The organism is Micromonospora sp. NBC_01699 (assembly GCF_036250065.1).
In the GTDB taxonomy this organism is placed as follows: Bacteria; Actinomycetota; Actinomycetes; order Mycobacteriales; family Micromonosporaceae; genus Micromonospora_G.
In genome coordinates, this window is the sequence record NZ_CP109199.1 from 2,698,852 (window position 1) to 2,717,047 (window position 18,196).

Consider the following 18,196-nt stretch of genomic DNA (forward strand, 5'->3'; position numbering starts at 1 on the left):
GATGCTAGCACCCGCCGACAGAACCAACTAGTGTTGGGTTATGTCATGGATGGCGACCGGCCGGTACGGCGTACGGACGACCGACACGGGAGCCGTGTTGGTGCAGGAGTTGATCGGCACCCGCGCGGTGGAGGACGTACCGGACCTGTTGGCCGAGCGCGAGTCCGCGCGGGCGTGGTGGGACGAGAGTGTCCGCGGGTGGGCGGCGATGCGGGGGGTGACCGTTCCGGCGGGGGCGCTCTCGGATGAGGATGTGGCCGCTCTCCGTGAGCTACGGGCGACGTTCGATGCACTCCTCGCCCGTGACGGGAATGCGCCGGCGGTGGCGGCGGGGGTCACGGTGACGCTTGCGCTGGGGGACGACGGCCTGGTGCGACCGGTACCGACCGGTGATGGTTCCCGTTGGCTGGCGTCGGCCCTGTGGTCGGAGACACTGCTCGCCCAGCAGACGGATGTCTGGTCCCGGATCAAGTTGTGCCGCAACGAAGACTGCCGTACGGCCTTCTACGACTCCTCGCGCAACCGCAGCGGTGTCTGGCACGACGTCACCACCTGCGGCAACGTCGCCAACCTGCGGGCCTCCCGAGAACGCAAACGACGCCGATCGGCAGTAACCGACTGATCCGCGTACGCGTAATTCCCGGCCCCCCGAAGCGCGGGCCGGCTGGTGCCGGCTCTAGGCTTCCGGAGTGGACAGCCGTGCGCGCAGGCGCGGAGTGAGTTTGATTTCGTAAGGCAGGTCGCGAAGCTCGTCCGCGGTCGTCGAGAAGCCCATTTCCGTGAGGGTCGCGGCGAGCTGATGCCATGGGTGTTCCTCGTTCGACGTCTCCGCGTCGTCCGGCAGCACGACGTTTCGAACGCTGCCCACCACCTGCTCCTCGTTCAGGTAAAGCGCAAGAGTGGCCGCGCCGCCGGTGGACGGCACGCTGGTCCACCCCAGTTCCCGCAGCAGTACAGGCTGCCCTTCGGAAAGCTTCGCAAACTCATCGACAGTGAAGTCGAGTCTGCTGTCCGGGTTCGCGCTCGCGCCGCCCGCAGAATGCAGGTCGCACAGCGCGTACAGGCCGACTATTCGAGTGGTCATGAGCAACATCCCGTGGGTGGCAAGCGAACCACTCGGGGTACACTGTGACCAGTTGCAACGTCACAGCGTACCCCGAGTTGTTGCAATCAGTTGACGACGCAGGCCAGGTTACGTGTCTCGGTAACAGCTTGCTCGCTCGAATCCACTTGGCCGATCAGATCGACGTCGATGCGACTCCGCCACGACACCTGAGCGGTACCCTGGCACGTTGCTCGCGCGTTCGCGCGGTTCGCGGATCCGCCACCGGCGTAAACGGGGCTCTTCTCGCCCTCGCCCTTGACTCGCCAACTGCCGTCGTCGTAGTACTCCTCAAGCCAGATCGTCACCTTCGCCCGCGTGCCTGCGGGGCAGTTGATGTTGCCCCAGTACCCGTGGCCGGTGGCATCGTTGCCGGTCTTGTGGACAAAGTCGCCGTCCGAAATGAACAAGCATCCGGCCTGCGCCAATACGTCGGCCGTGCTCAGGTCGCTGCCGCGTTCGCTCAACGGCGCAACTGCGGGACGGGCAGCCCGGGGTGCCGAGCCGTTGTCGGCAGCGGCAGGGGCCGCAGGCAGGACGGCAAGGGCGAAGAACACCCCGAGTGCCAAGGCGATTGATCGGCGCCAAGAAGGTGACGCAGCGGTGCCAGATGATCGTGCTCGCATGCTTCCCGTGTTCCCGGTGTTGTGCTTGGTGCTCTGTTTCACGGCTGATCCCTTCTAGGTCTTCCGATGGAAAACAGGCTGAGCCGGTCCTGTGCCCCCGTGGGCTCAGCGAGACGCACGTACCAGGAGCTGCTCACATCGTGTCGGCGTGGCCATGCGGATACCTTGGCTGAATCTTGAATCTCCTGGCGGGACGGGTGTGACGCCGCGAGGTTGGCGGCACCGGTCGGCCGCGTGGCAGGCTACCCGGATGAACGGGGCTGTGATCGACTACGGGTTGACGGACCGGGCGGCCCGACGGGTCACGTTGCGGCCGGTGGACGACGAGAACTGGCGTGCGGTCGCCGACGTGGTGCCGCTCGACAACCAGCGCGAGTTCGTCGCGCCGTCGGCGGCCCGCTATCTGCTGCTCGGCATGCGGGAGGACGTCTGGCGGTCGTTCGCCGTCTACGCGGACGACGCGGTGGTCGGCCACGTCATGTGGGGGTACGACCGGGAGGACCGGACCTACTGGATCGGCGGCATGCTCATCGACGCGGCACACCAGGGCGGGGGACTCGGACGGGCCACCGTGCTGAGCCTGGTGCGCTGGCTGGTGGATCGCCCCGACTGTCCCGCCGTCCGCCTCTCCGTCGACCGGGCGAACACGGCGGCCCGCCGGCTCTACGCGTCCGTCGGATTCGCCGAACTGGAACCGGACGAGGATGGGGAGATCGTCGCCGAACTCACCCGCGACCGGGCCGGGTTCCCCTCGGGCGGCCCGAGCCGCTAGTCCTGCGCCTCCAGGGAGACCAACGTTCCAGGGTCGTACACCGTCCCTTGTGTGTGTACACCAAAAATGGTGTACGAGATTGACGCGTGTGTGGGTCCGCCCGAGGTGTTCCGAACAGGTAACAAGCGGTATCGGGGCGACCGGTCAGCCGGACAGACCCGCGTGGTGCAGCAGGTACGCGGTCAGCGGCGCGTAGAGGCCCGGATCGACATTGTCGTCCAACGGTACGCAGACCCGTACCAGGCCCTCCGCCTCACCGACGAACAGGGCCGGATCGTTGCAGTCGGCGAAGCCCACGGTGGGGATGCCGGCCTGCGCGGCGGCGCCGGCCCAACCGTGGTCGGCGATGACCAACTCGGGCAGCGGCTGACCGGTGGCCGCCAGCTCGTCCAGGATCGCCGTCATCGGCAGCGGTGAATGGGTGTGCGCCAGCCGGCCGTCCGACTTGGCGAGTACGGCGACGTCGTCGACGAACCGGATCGAACTGCGGTGGCTGCGGTAGGACGGCTCGTCGGGGTGCTGCCAGTCCGCTGCCGCCGAGAGCAGGAAGCAGCCCGCCGCCCGCAGTGCCTTCGCCAGCGCGCGGTGGATGGACAGCACCCCGTGCGGATGTCCGGTCGCCACCAGTACCCGCTGCCGGTGCCGGGCGGCGTCGCGTACCAGGGTGGACATTGCCTCCAGCCGTTCGATCGTGCGCTCGGGGTCGATGGTGTCGGTGCCGCGTACGTGGTTGAGGTCGGGGGAGACGCCGCAGCGCTCGACCATCAGCGCCAGCACCTCGGCCGGGGTCCAACTGCCGGCCGGATCGAGCCCGAACAGGTAGAGCGGTTGGCGCCGGCTCATCTGCCGGAAGTGGTCGAGGTTGTTCTCGCGCGGGGTGGCGACCCGGCCGGCGATCCGGGACTCGATCAGATAGTCGAACAGGGCGTCCCGGCTCGGGGCGTCGGTCATGGGGCCTCCCGCGGTGTGGTTCCGGCGGCATCGATCCTGCCCGCCCCGGCCGGCAATCCGCCAATCCGATTCGAGGGTTGCCGCGCTTCCCGGCGGTGCGACTATCCCCGGCCGGGGTAGCGGCAGGCCGAGCCGGCGGCGGCGAGGCGCTGCTCCGGCGAGAGGGCGACCGGGACGTACCGGCCCGGCTGGTCGGGGTGCGCCTGCCGGGCTTCCACGAGGCCGGTCGGGCTGTCGCCGCCGAGGCACGCGGCCGCGACCAGGACGGGGCGCTCGACGTCGGTGCCGTCGAGCCGGACCTGTGCCCCGGTGGTCGGCTGCCGCACGTCGGCCAGGCCCACCTGCCGCCAGGTCCCCGGGCCGGGCGGGACCGGATCGGTCCCGGTCGAGCTGGCGAACCCGACGATGTCCAGGTCCGTACCGGTGGCGTGCAGCGTCACCGCGCCCGGTAGCCCGGTTCCGGCCAGGACGGAGAAGGCGATGGCGCTGGGCGTGGCCCGCCCGTTCGGACAGTCCGACGCCGGTTCGGTCCGCGGCGGGTTGCCGTGGATGACCGCCGAGGAGACGACCCCGCCACCGGAGGTCTTGAACCAGCGCACGTCGGGAGTGCCACCGGTGTTGTCGTACACCTTCTCGCCGACGCAGAAGCCGGTGAAGCCGACGGTGCAGTTCGGCGGGATCGTCGTCAGCAGCGGGTCGTCCCGGGTCGCCCCGCCGCGTACGTGCGCCCCGCCGCCGTAGGTGACACCGGTGAACAGGGCACCTGACGGCGTACCGGGGCAGGTCGGCGCGCCCGGCGCCGTGCCGCCGACCGGGGTGCCTCTCGGTCGTGACGGCTCGGCCGCGGCGACCGCCGCGACCAGCGAGGTCACGGCGCCGAGGGCCAGCACGGCGATGCCGCGCCGCCGCCGAGGTCCGGCATCCGTTCCGGTACGCCGCCCCACCCGCCCGGTCGTCGTCGGCCGCCCGGACCCCGGCGGAATCGACGTCGCCTCGCCCTCCGGCAGTACCTGCGGTCCGTTCCCGTCGTCGACCGAGCGCGGTTGAGCCGCTTCGTCGGCCGACCGCGGCTGAGCCGTCTCGTCGGCCGACCGCAGTTGGGCCGTTGTCTCGTCCCAGCGCCGTTGCCACTGTTCGAGATCGCCCCGGCAGGCACCGACGTACGCGAGCAGCACGTCCAGGGTCGGCATCCGGGTCCCGCCGGCAGCCTCGGACAGGGTCGTCGCGCTGTACCCCGCCGACCGGGCGAGCACCCGGTACGTCGGGTTGCCCGCCTCGGCCCGCAACTTCCTCAGCTCGTACGCGAATGCCGGTAGTGGACCACTGCTGGGATCAATCGCTCTCTCTCGACGCGCCACGTGATTCTCGCCCCCAACGAATGAATGTCCGGGCAGTCCCCACCAATGCTCGCCGACAACACCGGGGCATGCCCAATCGCTGTCGGATTCTTGGCGTACCCGTGGACTTGACCGGAGTTGATTGATTGTGGCCGCTGATCTTTCCGGACAACCGGATCGGCGACTAGCACTGGAGATGAGCGACGCCACCGGCAATCGGAGCCGATGGCCCAGTGGAGAGGAAACGACAATGAGGGTACGGATGATCGTCACGGCCGTGGCACTGGCCGCCGCGACGGGCCTGCCGACACTGGCCGGCTCACCGGCGGCTGCTGCGGAGGCGGCCCGCGACTGCGTGGTAAACCTGGACGACAAGACGGTGACCTGCGCGGCGACCGAGGCCGAGGCTCGGCGGGCGGCGGCCGTCCCGGCCGCGAGTCTGACCATCGCCAGGCTCTACGACCTGCCGAACTACAAGGGAGCATCGCACACCTTCGTCCAGTCCCGGGCGTGCACACCCTCGTACGACACCGAGTGGCAGTGGGACGACCTGCGCAACACCAGTGGCGGAAACTGGAGCAACCGAGCCAGCTCGGTGCACACCTACAACAGCTGCGACGTGAGGTTGTACGACGGTGTTGACTTCGCCGGTGCCGTCTCGACCTGGATCGACCAGTCGGCGAATCTGGCCGCCGTCGGTAGCGGCTGGAGCAATCGGGCCAGTTCGATCAAGTTCTCCTGACGGGTCGAGTCCGGGGGAGCCGGGACGAGTCGGTGGAGGATGAAAGGTGAGCGGGTGGGTGAAAGGTGAGCGGGTGGGTGAAACACCACCCGCTCACCGTGCCGTCTGTTGTCGTCAGTCGTGGCTGTCCGGTGTCCCGAGCCAGCCGCGTATTCCGGCGAGGATGCCGGGGCCGTAGTCGGTGGTGACGTCCCGAGCCAGGTCGGCGATGGTCACGGCGCGCAGCGCGGCCCGCCAGGCGTCGTCTGCCGCGCTCATCGCTCGCGAGATCGCGCAGGCCGAGGTGCATGCCTCGGGCGGGGTCGCCAACGGACCCCGTTGCCGGATCTCGGTGCAGATGAAGGCCGGTTGGCTGCCGTCCACCGCCTCGACCACGTCGAGCACGGTGACGAGGTCCGGTGCGCGGGTGAGCGCGTACCCGCCGGCGTGTCCCTGTACCGATCGGACCAGGCCGGCCCGGGACAGGCTCTGCAACTGTTTGGCCAGGTAGCTGCCGGAGACGTCGTGCAGTTCGGCCAGCCGGGCGGCGGGTACGGGCTGTTCGGCGGCGGTCAGCACGACACAGCAGTGCAACGCCCACTCCACCCCACCGGACATCTTCACCGGCCCATCCTACTTGACTCGGACAGGATGTATCCGAGTAGTATCCCGGATATCAGATGTCCGAGTTGAGATGCGGGAGATTCACATGAAGATCGTGGTTATCGGTGGTACCGGACTTATCGGCACGAAGCTCGTGAGCAGGCTCCGCGCCGCCGGACACGACGTGCTCGCCGCGTCGCCCTCGTCGGGCGTCGACACCATCACCGGTACGGGGCTCGCCGACGCGCTGGCCGGCGCCCGGATCGTCGTCGACGTGGCGAACTCGCCCTCCTTCGAGGACACGGCGGTGCTGGAGTTCTTCCGTACCGCGGGTCGAAACCTCGTCGCGGCGGAGACGGCGGCCGGGGTCGGACACCACGTCGCGCTGTCGGTCGTCGGCGCCGACCGTCTACCGGACAGCGGCTACCTGCGCGCGAAGGTCGCCCAGGAAGAGCTGATCAAGGCCGCGCCGGTGCCCTACACCATCGTCCGGGCCACGCAGTTCTTCGAGTTCGCCGGCGCCATCGCGCAGACCGCCGTCGACGGCGACACGGTCCGGCTGCCCGCCGCCCTGCTCCAGCCGATCGCCGCCGACGACGTCGCCGCCGCCCTCGCCGACATCGTGCCCCAGCCGCCGGTGAACGGCACCGTCGAGCTGGCCGGCCCGGAGAAGATCGGCCTGGACGAGTTCGTCCGGCAGTTCCTGCACACCGCCGGCACCCAGCACGCCGTACGCGAGGTCACCACCGATGTCCGGGCCCGCTACTTCGGCGCCGAACTAGACGACAGCTCCCTCACCCCCGCCGACGGCGCCCGCATCGGCGCGACCCGGTTCGCCGACTGGCTGGGGCGGCTCACCGACGCCCGGTAACCGGGCGGACACACCCTTCACGGGTCGGCGCGGCGCAGGCGGCCTTGTCGCGGCCCGCCGTACGGCTTCCGCTAGCGTATGGCGACTTCCGAAGGGACGGCGAGGTCGATGCTGGACTGGCTCAACTCACCGGCGGTGACGCTGTTCGGGGCACCGACCTCGTGGGCGGAACTGCTCGGCTTCGCCACCGGGATGCTGTGTGTGCTGCTCGTCGTCCGGCAGCACGTCGCGAACTGGCCGATCGGCATCCTGAACGTACTGCTGCTGATGGTGGTCTTCTGGTCCGTCGGCCTCTACGCCGATGCCGGACTACAGGTCGTGTACGTCGCGCTCGGCGGCTACGGCTGGTGGCGGTGGACCCGTGGCGCCGGACGCGACGGGGTGAGCGGGGTGCGGACCACCACCGGGGCCGAATGGGTCGGCCTCGCCGTCGCCGGGGTCGCGCTGACCGTCCTGCTCTGGCTCTTCCTCGACCGGTTCACCGGCTCGACGGTGCCGCTGCCGGACGCGCTCACCACCGCACTGTCCCTGCTCGCCACGTACGGTCAGGCGCGCAAGCTGGTCGAGAGCTGGTGGCTGTGGGCGACCGCCGACCTGGTCTACATCCCGCTGTACGGCTACAAGGGCCTGTGGCTGACCGCGATCCTGTACGTCGGATTCCTCGGACTGTGCGCGCTCGGCTGGCGGGCGTGGCGGGCCGACCTGCACGGCCGGTCGGCCCGGTCCGGCCCGGTGAACGCGCCGGTGACCGCTTGAGCGCGACCGGGCACCGGAGCGACCCTCCATTCGCCCACGGCATGGTGGTGGGCAAGTTCTACCCGCCGCACGCCGGTCACCACCACCTGATCGACACCGCGGCGGCCGCCTGCGCGCGGTTGACCGTGGTGGTCGCGCCGTCGAGCGTCGAGTCGATCCCGCTCGACCTGCGTCTGGCCTGGCTGCGCGAGGTGCACGCCGGCACACCGTGGGTACGCTTCGTCGGCGTCGTCGACGACCACCCGGTCGACTACGGCGACCCGGTGGCCTGGGACGCGCACTGCGCCGTCTTCCGAGCCGCCCTCGGCGGCCCGGTCGACGCCGTGTTCAGCTCCGAGTCGTACGGGGACGAACTGGCCCGGCGGTTCTCCGCCACCCACGTCTGCGTCGACCAGGCCCGAGGCGCCGTCACGGTGTCCGGAACCGAGGTACGGGCGGACCCGGTGGCGTACTGGCGACACCTGGCACCGCCGGTGCGGGCCTGGTTCACCCGCAGGGTGGTGGTTGTCGGCGCGGAGTCGACCGGCACCACCACGCTGGCCCGTGACCTGGCGCGGTCGTTGCGCGGTGACGGCGGCGCGTGGGCGGAGACCCGCTGGGTGCCGGAGTTCGGTCGCGAACTGACCGACCGCAAGCTGACCGCGCTGCGGCACACCGACCCGGCCGCCACCGTCTTCGACGTGACCTGGTCGCCGGAGGACTTCGTGGAGGTGGCTCGGACCCAGAACCGGGCCGAGGACGCCGCCGCCCGGACCGGCGGGCCGATCCTGGTCGGCGATACCGACGCCCGTGCCACCGCCGTCTGGGAGGAGCGCTACCTGGGCTCGGTGTCCGCCGCGACGCTCGCCGCCGCCCGGCGCCCCGACCTCTACCTGCTCACCGATCACGAGGGTGTGGCGTTCGAGGACGACGGCCTGCGCGACGGGGAGCACCTGCGCGCCTGGATGACCGGGCGGTTCCGGGAGGTGCTGCACGCCAGCGGCGTGCCGGTACGCGAACTGACCGGCCCGCCCGAGGTCCGGCTCGCCGCCGCCCGTGCCGCCTGCGCCGACCTGCTGGCGCACGGCTGGCCGCTGGCCCCACCCCTACCCCAGGCCGGCGGCTGACCCGACCGCCGAACACGCTCGTTCCGGCGCGACCCGCTTCCGTCGCCCGTGGACACCCGTTGCCGACGACACCTATGCGGGGCTCAGCCGCCGGTCCTGCTGACCCCCGCCCTTCTCGCCGATCTTGCACTTGTGGCGCCCGAATTAGGAAATTCATACGGATTTGTCTACCGCCACAAGTGCAAGATCGGCGCGTTGTCCTCGCGGGAACTCGCGCGCGGTGGATGTACGGCGGGGGGTACGGTGCCGGGCTATGTCTCCTTCCCGGATCCGTCCTCCGTTCGTGGCCGACGAGCGGACCCAGTTGGTCGGCTGGCTCGACATGCAGCGCGCGATCATCCACTACAAGTGCGAGGGACTGTCCGAGGCGGACAGCCACCGGTCGGTGCTGCCGACCTCGCCCCTGATGACGGTGGCGGGTCTGGTCTCGCACCTGCGCTGGACCGAGCAGTGCTGGTTCGAGGTGCTCTTCCTCGGCCGCCCGGCCGACGGGCCCCAGTTCCAGGAGGAGCCCGAGGACGCCGACATGAGGGTCGAGGGCGTTCCGCTCGGTCAACTCCTGGCCGACTACGAGCGGCAGTGCGCCGTCTCCAACGAGATCATCGCGGCCCATCCGCTGGACCAGGTGGGTAGCCACCCGGATTTCCGGTCCGCCGCCGCGACCCTGCGCTGGATGGTGATCCACATGGTCGAGGAGACCGCCCGCCACGCGGGTCACCTGGACGCCATCCGGGAACTGCTCGACGGCGAGACCGGCTACTACTGAGCCGGGTCCGCCGTGCCGGCGGAGGGGACGGCGGCGGCCGTCAGCCGGCCACGGCGTGCAATGCGCGCGATCCGCGCCGGTCGAGCCGATCGAGCGCGGCGGCCGTCGCCGCGTCGGCGGGAAGGTGTACGACCAGCCGCTGGTGGTCGTCGACGGGCAGTTCCAGCGTCTCGTAGGCCAGCCGCAGCTCGCCGGCCTCGGGGTGGACCAGCCGCGTAACACCGTTGGGCTTCGGCAGACCGGGTACGGTGTCCAGCCGCCGGGTGAACGGCTCGCCGGCGGTGATGGTCAACTCGTCGGCGAGCAGCACCACGGCCGAATCCGCCCGGAACGGACCGTACTTGAGCGCGGCGACGTGTTCGTCGGCGACGTGCTCCCAGTCGGGGTACGCGGTGCGTGCCCGCCGGTCGGCGAAGACGAACCGGTAGAGGTTCGGTGGTGTGCCGTCCAGCAGGCCGACCGGTCTGGCCAACCGCTCGTATCCGGCGGTGTGGGCGAGGACCTCACCCAGGTGGTTGAGCAGTACGGCGGCCGCCGGTTCGAGGTGCTCGACCAGGCTGCGCACGGTTGGCCGTACGGTGCGCACGGGTGCCGCGTCGCCCCGGCAGTTGAAGTTGCGTTCGGCCCCCTTGGCGAGCCGGTGCAGGTGGACGCGCTCGGTTCCGGTCAGCCGGAGCGCGTCGGCCAGGGTGGAGAGCACCTGCGCCGACGGCCGCCGGTCGTGCCCCTGCTCCAGTCGGGTCACGTACTCGACGCTGACGCCGGCCAGCACGGCCACCTCCGAGCGACGCAGGCCCGGCGTACGGCGGCGGGGCCCGGCGGGCAGTCCCACCTCGGCGGGCGTGACGGTCTCACGACGGATACGCAGGAACATACCCAGCTCGTTGTCGCTCACCTGCCGAACCTAACAGCAGCCGGGCAACGGATCGTATCCCTGCCGCTACCACCCTCGGCTCGGTCTCCCTCGTCGGCACGGGCGCCGCCAGGGTGGTGGACGTGACCTTCACGGTCACCTCGTGACCCAACCCGGAGGTGTGCTTTGGCTCCAACAGTTGTCGTGGTCGGCGGCGGGTACGGCGGCATCACCGTGGCGAAGGCCCTGGACGACGTCGCCGACGTGGTCCTGGTCGAGCCCCGCGACGCGTTCGTGCACAACGTGGCGGCGTTGCGTGCGGTGGTGGACCCGGACTGGGCGGACCGGATCTTCCTTCCGTACGACCGTCTCCTGGCTCGTGGAAGGGTGCGCCGCGACCGGGCGGTACGGGTTTCCGCGACCGAGGTCGAACTCGGCTCCGGTGAGGTGATCGCCGCCGACTTCATCGTCCTGGCCACCGGCTCGGCGTACCCGTACCCGGCCAAGATGGACGTCGAGGACAGCATGGGCGCCCGGACGAAACTCCGGCTCACCCACGACGCCTTGAACCGGGCGAACCGGGTGCTGCTGCTGGGCGCCGGGTCGGTCGGACTGGAGTTCGCCGGTGAGATCAAGTCGGTGTGGCCGGACAAGGCCGTCACCGTCGTCGACCCCCACCCGGATCTTGTCTCCGGACGTTTTCCGGACGAGTTCAGGTCGATCCTGCGGGCCCAACTCGACGAACTGGGCGTCGAACTCCTGCTCGGTACGTCGCTGCGCGAGCTGCCGGCCGTCGCGGACGGGCGGGCGGCCACCTTCACCGTGACGACCGGATCCGGTGTCGACATCACCGCCGACATCTGGTTCGTCTGCCACGGGGCGAGCACCGAGAGCGACTACCTCGCCGCCGCGCTGCGCCCGGCCCGGCAGCCCGACCAGCGGCTGGCCGTCACCCCGCAGTTGCGGCTGTCCGGCCAGGAGACCGTGTTCGCGATCGGGGACGTCACCGCCATTCCCGAGCTCAAGATGGCCTATCTCGCCCAGAAGCACGCCGAGGTGGTGGCGGCCAACATCCGTACGCTGATCGGGGGTGGTGGGGACCTGGTCAGCCATCGGCCGGAGGCGCACGCCATGGTGCTGCCGCTGGGTCCCAAGGGCGGTGTCACGTACACGCCCGACACGGGTGTGCTCGGCGCCGGGCCGACCTCCGACATCAAGGGCGGCCTGTTCGTGGACACCTACCGCGAGATCTTCGGCCTGACGGCCGGCGCCTGACCCGATCCGTCGGGCCGATGTCGGACCACCGGGCTATGTTCGGCCCATGCAGTCGACGAGCGTCTCGTGGCAGGTCAAAGCCCCGCGTTCGGCCGTCTACCGGGCACTGCTGGATCCGGACGCGGTCGCGAGGTGGCGGGTGCCCAACGGGATGAGCGGCCTGGTGCACGAGTTCGAGGCCCGCGAGGGTGGTTCGTTCCGGGTGTCGCTCACCTACGACGCCTCGGACGGGGTCGGCAAGTCGGCGCCGCACACCGACACGTACCACGGGCACTTCGCCAGGCTGGTGCCCGACGAGCAGGTGGTGGAGGTGATCGAGTTCGAGACCGAGGACCCGGCACTCAGTGGGCTGATGACCATGACCACCACGCTCGTCGACGCGGCCGGCGGCACCGAGGTACGGGTCCTGCACGAGGGCCTTCCCGAGGGCGTTGCCGCCGCCGACAACGAGACCGGTACGCGGATGGCGCTGGCGAACCTCGCCCGGCTGGTCGAGACGGCGGAGGGCTCCCGTACCTGACCGGTGTCCGCCGGTCAGTTCGGGACGGTGCCGGTGGCCAGCCCGTCGAAGTAGGGCTTCATCGCCGGGTAGTAGTCGTCGAAGACGGGTAGGGGTGCTCCCTCGCGGGAGGCCACGAGCAGGTCCAGGTAGTACTCCCAGCCGGGGCCGACCTCGCCGATGGCCTCCTCGGTTTCGAGGTGGTGCACGAGGCTGAGCTCGGTGCCGCCGTCGGCCTCGGCGAGCAGCAGTTCCAACCGCCACGAGCCGCCCTCGTCAACCGTCGACACCGCCAGTCGGCGGGGCGGCTCGCACGCGTCGATCAGCATGTCGAGCCAGGGACCGTTCTCCTCGTACGCCATCTGCACCTGGATTGTTCGGCCCGGCGCGGGGTCACCCTTCCACGGGCCGAACCACCTGGCCGTCCGCTCGGACTCGGTGACGCTGGCCCAGACGTCCTCGATCGGTGCCCGGAACGTCCGGCGCAGGACGAGGTCGCGGCCGGTGGCGGTGGGAAACAGCAGGCCGGTCGGTGGGCGAATCATGCGGAATGTTCCTCTCGTTGGTCCGTTGTGTCGCGTGAACGTCGGTCCGTTGTGTCGCGTGAACGGTGTTCGCGGCGGGTGCGGTAGACCTCGGTCTCCAGGGCGTCGAGGCGACGTTCCCAGGCGGTGGGCCGGGTGAGCTGGGCGAGCCAGTCGATCAGCTCGGTCAACGCGGTGGTGTCGAGTTCGTAGAACCGCCGCCGGCCCACGAGGGTGTCACGTACCAGCCCGCTCTTTCTGAGCACGCGCAGGTGACGGCTGACCGCGGGTCGGCTGATCACGAACCGGTCGGCGATCTGCCCGGCGGACATCCGCTCGTCGCGCAACATCAGCAGGATCTCGCGCCGCACCGGGTCGGCGATCGACTCCGCCACGTCGTCCATCCGAGAAACCGTAACCAATGGGTTACGCGTTCGCAAGCGAACGCGGCAAATCGCGTCGACACGAACGCGAGCCGGTGTCGCTGGAGCCCTCGGATGCCGAGGCGCTGTGGCGGTGGAACCACGACCCGGAGGTGATGCGCTGGATGGACGACGGTTACGCCCGGACGCTCGCCCGGGTCACCACCTGGCTGACGGAGCGACCCCGCGACGACTACGCCGACGTCCTCTTCGGCATCGAGGTGGTCGAGGACGGCAAGCTCGTCGGGCTGGTCCGGCTGACCGCCCCGACCCGGCCGTCCATGGTGGTTTGGCCGTGGGCGGGGTCCGGGTATGGGAGGGTCCCGTCCCTGGAGGTCAGCGATGACACCGGCCACCGATCGGTTCCCCACCCGGCACCTGCCCGGGGTGAGCGTGCGGGACCTGCCCGAACCGCCCGCGTCGGCCTGGCCGGTGATCGGGCCGGGGGTGATCGCCGCCGGGGTGGGACTGGCCTCGGGCGAGTTCATCCTGTTCCCGTACATCGCCTCGCAGGTGGGGCTGGTCTTCCTCTGGGCCGCCGCGGTCGGCATCGTGACCCAGTGGTTCCTCAACATGGAGATCGAGCGCTACACGCTCGCCACCGGCGAGACGGCGCTGACCGGCTTCTCCCGGTTCTGGCGCCACTGGGGGCTGGTCTTCGCGGTGATGGTCTACTTCGCGAACCTCTGGCCGGGCTGGGCCTCCAGTTCGGCGACGATGGTCACGTACCTGTTCGGTGGTGACGCCACCTGGATCGCGGTCGGCATGCTGGTCGTGATCGGGCTGACCCTCACCCTGGCCCCGGTCGTCTACACCGCGCTGGAGCGGGTCGAGTTCGTCAAGGTCGGGCTCGTCGTGGTCTTCCTGGTGGTCGCGGTGGTCTTCGCCGTCGGCGCGGACGCCTGGCGGGCGTTGCCGGACACCGTCACCGCACCGGAGTTCCCGACCGAGCTGGGGTTCGCGCTGATCCTGTCCGCGCTGGTCTTCGCCGGAGCCGGCGGCGGGCAGAACCTGGTGCAGAGCAACTGGATCCGGGACAAGGGCTTCGGCATGGGCCGGTACGTTCCCCGGCTGGTCAGCCCCGTCACCGGGCGGCCGGAGGCGACACCGGACGCGGCCGGGTTCGTCTTTGAACCCACCGAGGAGAACCTGGGCCGGTGGCGGCGCTGGTGGCGGCTGGCGAACCGGGAACAGCTCGTCACCTTCGTGCTGATCTCGTTCGTCACGATCACGCTGATGTCGATGCTCGCCTACTCGACCGTGTACGGCGTACCCGGACTCGCCAACAGCGTCTCGTTCCTGCGGGTGGAGGGGGACCGGCTCGGCGAGCTGGTCGGGCCGTGGTTCGGCACCCTGTTCTGGGTGATCGGTGCGATCTCCCTGTTCGCGGCGGCGATGGGCATCGTCGATTACACCAGCCGGCTCGCCGCCGACGTGATCAAGACGTCGTACCTGCCGCGCCGCTCCGAGAGCAGCATCTATTTCGTACTGGTCTGGGGCCTGGTCGGGCTCGGCTGCGCCATCCTGCTCGCCGGCTTCGACCAGCCGCTGCTGTTGCTGGTCATCTCCGCGTGTGTCGGCGGGCTGATGATGTTCATCTACTCGATCCTGCTGCTGGTGCTGAACCGGAAGGTGCTGCCGCCGCAGATCCGGCCGCGGAGGTACCGGGTGGTGGCGCTGGTCTGGGCGGTGCTGCTGTTCGGGGTCTTCTCCGCGCTGACCATCTGGCAGCAGGGCGACCGGCTGCTCGACTGGCTGCGCTGACCCCGACCGGACCACCGGGCGGAGTGCCGCCGGAGGTCGGGCCGGATAGATGCCGGGCCGTATGTCCAATATTTCGCTGATGCTCGGTTATCGTCGGCTGGGCGAGCGGCTTGCGCACGCGGATCCGATCCGGGGGTGAACGGGCAGATGACGCGCGGACGTGTCGGCGACGTGGCCACCGGTGCGATCGGTGACGCCGCGGGCTCGGTGGTGGATCCCAAGGAGGGGATCCACCGGCTGAAGGCCGCCGTGAGCGGCCCGGCGCTGCTCGCGGCCGTGGCAGCCCTCGTCGTCGGCTACCTGATCGGCCGGCGGTCCCGGCGCTGACCCGGCACCGACCACGGCCGGCGGTCCCGGCGCTGACCCGGCACCGACCACGGCCGGCGGTGATACCCGCCGGGTGACCGCCACCGCGGTCGCGGTACGCAGACGGGGGAGTGACCATGCAGGAGATCGTCGGAGAGGTCCTGGCCAAGCGTTTGATCGACTGGGGGGTCGACACCGTCTTCGGGCTGCCGGGCGACGGCATCAACGGGCTGATGGAGGGCTTCCGTCGGCAGCAGGACCGGCTGCGGTTCGTGCTGGTGCAGCACGAGGAGGCGGCCGCGTTCATGGCCACCGGGTACGCCAAGGCCACCGGCCGGCTCGGGGTGTGCGTCGCGACCTCCGGCCCCGGCGCGATCCACCTGCTCAACGGCCTGTACGACGCGAAGCTGGACCACCAACCGGTGCTGGCCATCACCGGCATGCAGGAGACCTCGGTGCTCGGTACGCAGTACCAGCAGGAGGTGCAGACGACCCAGCTCTACCAGGACGTCGCCGGGGCGTACAACCTGATGGTCACCAATCCGCAGCAGATGCCGGGCGTACTGGACATCGCCATCCGGCACGCGCTGGCCAAGCGGACCGTGGTGCACCTGAGCCTCCCGAACGACATCCAGGTGGCCGCCGCCACCGAGGAGCCGTACCGGCGGGTCAGTCCGGGGGCGCCGCCGAAGAGCAGTCCGGTGCTGTCCCGTCCGCCGCTGCCCGCCGCGCACGAGGACCTCGAACGGGCGGTCGCGGTGCTGGACGCTGGTCAGCGGATCGCGATGCTGGTCGGGGTCGGCGCGCGGGACGCCCGCGACGAGGTGTTGGCGGTCGCCGAGGCCCTCGGCGCCCCGATCGTCAAGACGCTGCCGGGCAAGCAGGTCGTGCCCGACGAGCACCCGATGACCACCGGCGGCCTCGGACTGCTCGGCACCAAGCCGAGCGAGCAGCTGATGGAGGAGTGCGACACGCTGCTGATGGTCGGCACTTCGTTCCCGTACGCCAGCTATCTGCCGTCGCCGGGGCAGGCCCGGGTGGTGCAGGTCGACCACGACGCCAGCCAGATCGGGGTACGGCTACCGGTGGAGGTGGCGGTCAGCGGCGACGCCCGGCTCACGCTCAGGCAGCTGCACCCGCTGCTGCGCCGGCACGACGACCGGTCGTTCCTCGACAAGTACCAGCGGATCCGCGACACCTGGCGGGACGAGATGAGGTCGTTGCGCGACGGCACCCGCCGGCCGATCGCACCGCAGTACGTGATCGGCTGCGTCGACGAACTCGCCGCCGACGACGCGATCCTCACCTGCGACTCGGGCACCATCGCCACCTGGGCGGCCCGGCACTGGACGATCCGGGGCGGGCGCGAGTTCTACCTCTCCGGCAACCTGGCCTCGATGGCTCCGGGGCTGCCGTACGCGATCGGGATGCAGTTGGCGCATCCGGGGCGGCAGGTTGTCGCGTACGTCGGTGACGGCGGGTTCGCCATGCTGATGGCCGAGTTCCTCACCGCCGCCCGCTACCAACTGCCGGTCAAGGTGGTGGTCAACAACAACAACGCGTACGGGCAGATCCTCTGGGAGCAGATCATCCTCGGCTACCCGGAGTACGCCGTACGCCACCGGCAGCCGGAGGCGGACTTTGCCGCCTGGGCGACCAGTTGCGGCGGCTACGGCTGCAAGGTCACCGAACCGGGGCAGGTGTCGTCGGCGATCCGGGAGGCGTTGACGTACCCGGGTCCGGCCCTGGTCGACTGCCGGGTCAACCCGGACGAGCCGCCGATGCCGGGCAAGGTCCGGTACGAGCAGGCGAAGGAGTTCACCGAGGCGTTCCTGCGCGGCGAGCCGCACAAACTGTCGACCCTGGCCACGGTCGCCCGGGACAAGTTCAACGAGCTGCGTTCGTGAGCTCGGTCGCGGTGGTCACCGGGGCGAGCGCCGGGGTGGGCCGGGCCACCGCCCGTGAGCTGGCCCGCGGCGGTACGCGGGTGGCGCTGCTCGCCCGTGGCTCGGTCGGGCTGGCGGCGGCGGCGCGGGAGATCCGGGCGGCCGGCGGTACGGCGCTGCCGATCGAGACCGACATGGCCGACCACGCGCAGGTGGAGGCCGCCGCCGAGCGGGTGACCGCCGAACTGGGCGACATCGACCTGTGGATCAACGGCGCGTTCACCTCGGTGTTCGCGCCGTTCGTCGAGATCGACCCGGCCGAGTTCCGTCGGGTGACCGAGGTGACCTACCTGGGCTACGTGCACGGCACGCGGGTGGCGCTCGACCGCATGTTGCCCCGTGACCGGGGCACTATCGTGCAGGTCGGTTCGGCGCTGGCGTACCGCTCGATTCCGTTGCAGTCCGCGTACTGCGGGGCGAAGCACGCGATAGTCGGCTTCACCGAGTCGCTGCGCTGCGAGCTGCTGCACAGCCGCAGCCGGGTACGGGTGACCATGGTGCACCTGCCGGCGGTCAACACCCCGCAGTTCGACTGGGTGCTGTCCCGGCTGGACCGGCACCCGCAGCCGGTGCCGCCGATCTACCAGCCGGAGGTGGCGGCGCGGGCGATCGTGTATGCGGCGAGCCGACCGGGCCGACGGGAGTACTGGATCGGCGCCTCCACCGTCGCCACCATCCTGGCCAACCGGATCGCCCCGGCCCTGCTGGACCGCTATCTCGGTCGCACCGGGTACCGCTCCCAGCAGGCGGACTGGCCCGCCGACCCGCATCGCCCGGAGAACCTGTGGCATCCCGCCGACGGCACCGGGGGTGTCGACTTCGGCGCGCACGGTTCGTTCGACGGCCGGGCCCACCGGCACAGCCCGCAGGCATGGATGTCGCGGCACCGCCGGTCGCTGACGGCCGGCGCGGTCGCGCTCGTCGCCGGGACAGCGGCGGTGGGAGCGGCCCTGGGCCGACGCTGACCCGTGGAGGGTGACGTGACGCCGGGTGCGG

The 18,196-nt window shown here is 70.5% G+C and carries 21 protein-coding genes and 1 pseudogene; 14 read left to right on the forward strand and 8 right to left on the reverse strand.

All coding sequences use genetic code 11. The features are described 5' to 3' along the window. The first annotated feature begins 40 nt into the window (after positions 1–40). Positions 41–622 (forward strand): CGNR zinc finger domain-containing protein, encoded by a 582-nt coding sequence (locus tag OG792_RS12115; RefSeq protein WP_329109500.1) that lies wholly within the window; start codon positions 41–43, stop codon positions 620–622. Between the two features lie 54 nt (positions 623–676). Here OG792_RS12115 and OG792_RS12120 read toward each other — a convergent pair whose 3' ends face one another. Both OG792_RS12120 and OG792_RS12125 read right to left on the reverse strand, forming a co-directional pair. Then, positions 677–1,084 carry a hypothetical protein gene (locus OG792_RS12120; protein ID WP_329109501.1) on the reverse strand — a complete coding sequence of 136 codons (408 nt, stop codon included), beginning with the start codon at positions 1,082–1,084 and terminating at the stop codon, positions 677–679. An 86-nt stretch (positions 1,085–1,170) separates the two neighbouring features. After that, complete coding sequence (locus OG792_RS12125; protein ID WP_329109503.1) at positions 1,171–1,770, reverse strand: hypothetical protein; 600 nt, start codon at positions 1,768–1,770, stop codon at positions 1,171–1,173. A 208-nt stretch (positions 1,771–1,978) separates the two neighbouring features. On the opposite strand from OG792_RS12125, the gene OG792_RS12130 reads away from it, so the two are divergent. Continuing rightward, complete coding sequence (locus OG792_RS12130; RefSeq protein ID WP_329109504.1) at positions 1,979–2,500, forward strand: GNAT family N-acetyltransferase; 522 nt, start codon at positions 1,979–1,981, stop codon at positions 2,498–2,500. Positions 2,501–2,644: 144 nt separating this feature from the next. Here the strand turns inward: OG792_RS12130 and OG792_RS12135 are convergent, their stop codons facing one another. Together OG792_RS12135 and OG792_RS12140 are read right to left on the reverse strand one after the other, a co-directional pair. Continuing rightward, entirely contained in the window at positions 2,645–3,451 is an 807-nt protein-coding gene (locus OG792_RS12135) for a phosphatase (RefSeq protein WP_329109506.1), read from the reverse strand. A gap of 101 nt (positions 3,452–3,552) precedes the next feature. Then, complete coding sequence (locus tag OG792_RS12140) at positions 3,553–4,737, reverse strand: hypothetical protein (RefSeq protein ID WP_329109508.1); 1,185 nt, start codon at positions 4,735–4,737, stop codon at positions 3,553–3,555. A 301-nt stretch (positions 4,738–5,038) separates the two neighbouring features. Here OG792_RS12140 and OG792_RS12145 point away from each other — a divergent pair, with 301 nt between their 5' ends. Continuing rightward, positions 5,039–5,530, forward strand: a complete 492-nt coding sequence (locus OG792_RS12145; RefSeq protein WP_329109510.1) for a hypothetical protein — start codon at positions 5,039–5,041, stop codon at positions 5,528–5,530. A gap of 114 nt (positions 5,531–5,644) precedes the next feature. On the opposite strand, the gene OG792_RS12150 is transcribed toward OG792_RS12145, so the two are convergent. Further along, on the reverse strand, positions 5,645–6,127 hold the full coding sequence (locus OG792_RS12150) for an RrF2 family transcriptional regulator (RefSeq protein WP_329111227.1): 483 nt from the start codon (positions 6,125–6,127) through the stop codon (positions 5,645–5,647). 91 nt (positions 6,128–6,218) lie between these two features. On the opposite strand from OG792_RS12150, the gene OG792_RS12155 reads away from it, so the two are divergent. From OG792_RS12155 to OG792_RS12170, 4 genes are all read left to right on the forward strand, one after another. Continuing rightward, on the forward strand, positions 6,219–6,983 hold the full coding sequence (locus OG792_RS12155) for an SDR family oxidoreductase (protein ID WP_329109511.1): 765 nt from the start codon (positions 6,219–6,221) through the stop codon (positions 6,981–6,983). A 108-nt stretch (positions 6,984–7,091) separates the two neighbouring features. Then, positions 7,092–7,739: a nicotinamide riboside transporter PnuC gene (gene pnuC / locus OG792_RS12160; RefSeq protein WP_329109512.1), complete on the forward strand. Its 648-nt coding sequence runs from the start codon at positions 7,092–7,094 to the stop codon at positions 7,737–7,739. Then, positions 7,736–8,845, forward strand: coding sequence for an AAA family ATPase (locus OG792_RS12165; RefSeq protein ID WP_329109513.1), 1,110 nt, complete (start codon positions 7,736–7,738; stop codon positions 8,843–8,845). Before pnuC ends, OG792_RS12165 begins: the two co-directional genes overlap by 4 nt. A gap of 253 nt (positions 8,846–9,098) precedes the next feature. Next, the gene (locus tag OG792_RS12170; protein ID WP_329109514.1) at positions 9,099–9,611 is read left to right on the forward strand and encodes a DinB family protein; all 513 of its coding nucleotides are present in this window, start codon (positions 9,099–9,101) and stop codon (positions 9,609–9,611) included. A 40-nt stretch (positions 9,612–9,651) separates the two neighbouring features. On the opposite strand, the gene OG792_RS12175 is transcribed toward OG792_RS12170, so the two are convergent. Continuing rightward, positions 9,652–10,506 carry a helix-turn-helix domain-containing protein gene (locus OG792_RS12175; protein WP_329109515.1) on the reverse strand — a complete coding sequence of 285 codons (855 nt, stop codon included), beginning with the start codon at positions 10,504–10,506 and terminating at the stop codon, positions 9,652–9,654. A gap of 144 nt (positions 10,507–10,650) precedes the next feature. Here OG792_RS12175 and OG792_RS12180 point away from each other — a divergent pair, with 144 nt between their 5' ends. Continuing rightward, entirely contained in the window at positions 10,651–11,739 is a 1,089-nt protein-coding gene (locus OG792_RS12180) for an FAD-dependent oxidoreductase (RefSeq protein WP_329109516.1), read from the forward strand. Positions 11,740–11,785: 46 nt separating this feature from the next. Then, entirely contained in the window at positions 11,786–12,259 is a 474-nt protein-coding gene (locus tag OG792_RS12185; RefSeq protein WP_329109517.1) for an SRPBCC domain-containing protein, read from the forward strand. Positions 12,260–12,273: 14 nt separating this feature from the next. On the opposite strand, the gene OG792_RS12190 is transcribed toward OG792_RS12185, so the two are convergent. Together OG792_RS12190 and OG792_RS12195 are read right to left on the reverse strand one after the other, a co-directional pair. Continuing rightward, positions 12,274–12,783, reverse strand: a complete 510-nt coding sequence (locus tag OG792_RS12190; protein WP_329109519.1) for an SRPBCC family protein — start codon at positions 12,781–12,783, stop codon at positions 12,274–12,276. Beyond that, positions 12,780–13,166: a metalloregulator ArsR/SmtB family transcription factor gene (locus OG792_RS12195; RefSeq protein WP_329109520.1), complete on the reverse strand. Its 387-nt coding sequence runs from the start codon at positions 13,164–13,166 to the stop codon at positions 12,780–12,782. The genes OG792_RS12190 and OG792_RS12195 overlap by 4 nt, the downstream gene beginning before the upstream one ends. Positions 13,167–13,183: 17 nt before the next feature. On the opposite strand from OG792_RS12195, the pseudogene OG792_RS12200 reads away from it, so the two are divergent. The 5 genes and pseudogenes from OG792_RS12200 to OG792_RS12220 all read left to right on the forward strand — a co-directional run. Beyond that, positions 13,184–13,450 (forward strand): annotated as a pseudogene (locus OG792_RS12200) (GNAT family N-acetyltransferase); the annotation flags it as partial. 76 nt (positions 13,451–13,526) lie between these two features. Then, complete coding sequence (locus tag OG792_RS12205) at positions 13,527–14,948, forward strand: Nramp family divalent metal transporter (RefSeq protein ID WP_329109522.1); 1,422 nt, start codon at positions 13,527–13,529, stop codon at positions 14,946–14,948. A gap of 147 nt (positions 14,949–15,095) precedes the next feature. Further along, entirely contained in the window at positions 15,096–15,275 is a 180-nt protein-coding gene (locus tag OG792_RS12210; protein WP_329109523.1) for a hypothetical protein, read from the forward strand. Between the two features lie 116 nt (positions 15,276–15,391). Continuing rightward, on the forward strand, positions 15,392–17,161 hold the full coding sequence (locus OG792_RS12215; protein WP_329109524.1) for a thiamine pyrophosphate-dependent enzyme: 1,770 nt from the start codon (positions 15,392–15,394) through the stop codon (positions 17,159–17,161). Continuing rightward, positions 17,158–18,165, forward strand: a complete 1,008-nt coding sequence (locus tag OG792_RS12220; RefSeq protein ID WP_329109525.1) for an SDR family oxidoreductase — start codon at positions 17,158–17,160, stop codon at positions 18,163–18,165. The genes OG792_RS12215 and OG792_RS12220 overlap by 4 nt, the downstream gene beginning before the upstream one ends. Positions 18,166–18,196: the final 31 nt, after the last annotated feature.

Coding starts and splice junctions, on each gene's coding strand:
- OG792_RS12120 (WP_329109501.1), bottom strand. CDS start 1,084: ATGACCACTCGAATAGTCGGCCTGTACGCGCTGTGCGACCTGCATTCT.
- OG792_RS12195 (WP_329109520.1), bottom strand. CDS start 13,166: ATGGACGACGTGGCGGAGTCGATCGCCGACCCGGTGCGGCGCGAGATC.
- OG792_RS12205 (WP_329109522.1), top strand. CDS start 13,527: ATGACACCGGCCACCGATCGGTTCCCCACCCGGCACCTGCCCGGGGTG.
- OG792_RS12215 (WP_329109524.1), top strand. CDS start 15,392: ATGCAGGAGATCGTCGGAGAGGTCCTGGCCAAGCGTTTGATCGACTGG.
- OG792_RS12150 (WP_329111227.1), bottom strand. CDS start 6,127: ATGTCCGGTGGGGTGGAGTGGGCGTTGCACTGCTGTGTCGTGCTGACC.
- OG792_RS12190 (WP_329109519.1), bottom strand. CDS start 12,783: ATGATTCGCCCACCGACCGGCCTGCTGTTTCCCACCGCCACCGGCCGC.
- OG792_RS12185 (WP_329109517.1), top strand. CDS start 11,786: ATGCAGTCGACGAGCGTCTCGTGGCAGGTCAAAGCCCCGCGTTCGGCC.
- OG792_RS12130 (WP_329109504.1), top strand. CDS start 1,979: ATGAACGGGGCTGTGATCGACTACGGGTTGACGGACCGGGCGGCCCGA.
- OG792_RS12135 (WP_329109506.1), bottom strand. CDS start 3,451: ATGACCGACGCCCCGAGCCGGGACGCCCTGTTCGACTATCTGATCGAG.
- OG792_RS12170 (WP_329109514.1), top strand. CDS start 9,099: ATGTCTCCTTCCCGGATCCGTCCTCCGTTCGTGGCCGACGAGCGGACC.
- OG792_RS12210 (WP_329109523.1), top strand. CDS start 15,096: ATGACGCGCGGACGTGTCGGCGACGTGGCCACCGGTGCGATCGGTGAC.
- pnuC (WP_329109512.1), top strand. CDS start 7,092: ATGCTGGACTGGCTCAACTCACCGGCGGTGACGCTGTTCGGGGCACCG.
- OG792_RS12145 (WP_329109510.1), top strand. CDS start 5,039: ATGAGGGTACGGATGATCGTCACGGCCGTGGCACTGGCCGCCGCGACG.
- OG792_RS12115 (WP_329109500.1), top strand. CDS start 41: ATGTCATGGATGGCGACCGGCCGGTACGGCGTACGGACGACCGACACG.
- OG792_RS12155 (WP_329109511.1), top strand. CDS start 6,219: ATGAAGATCGTGGTTATCGGTGGTACCGGACTTATCGGCACGAAGCTC.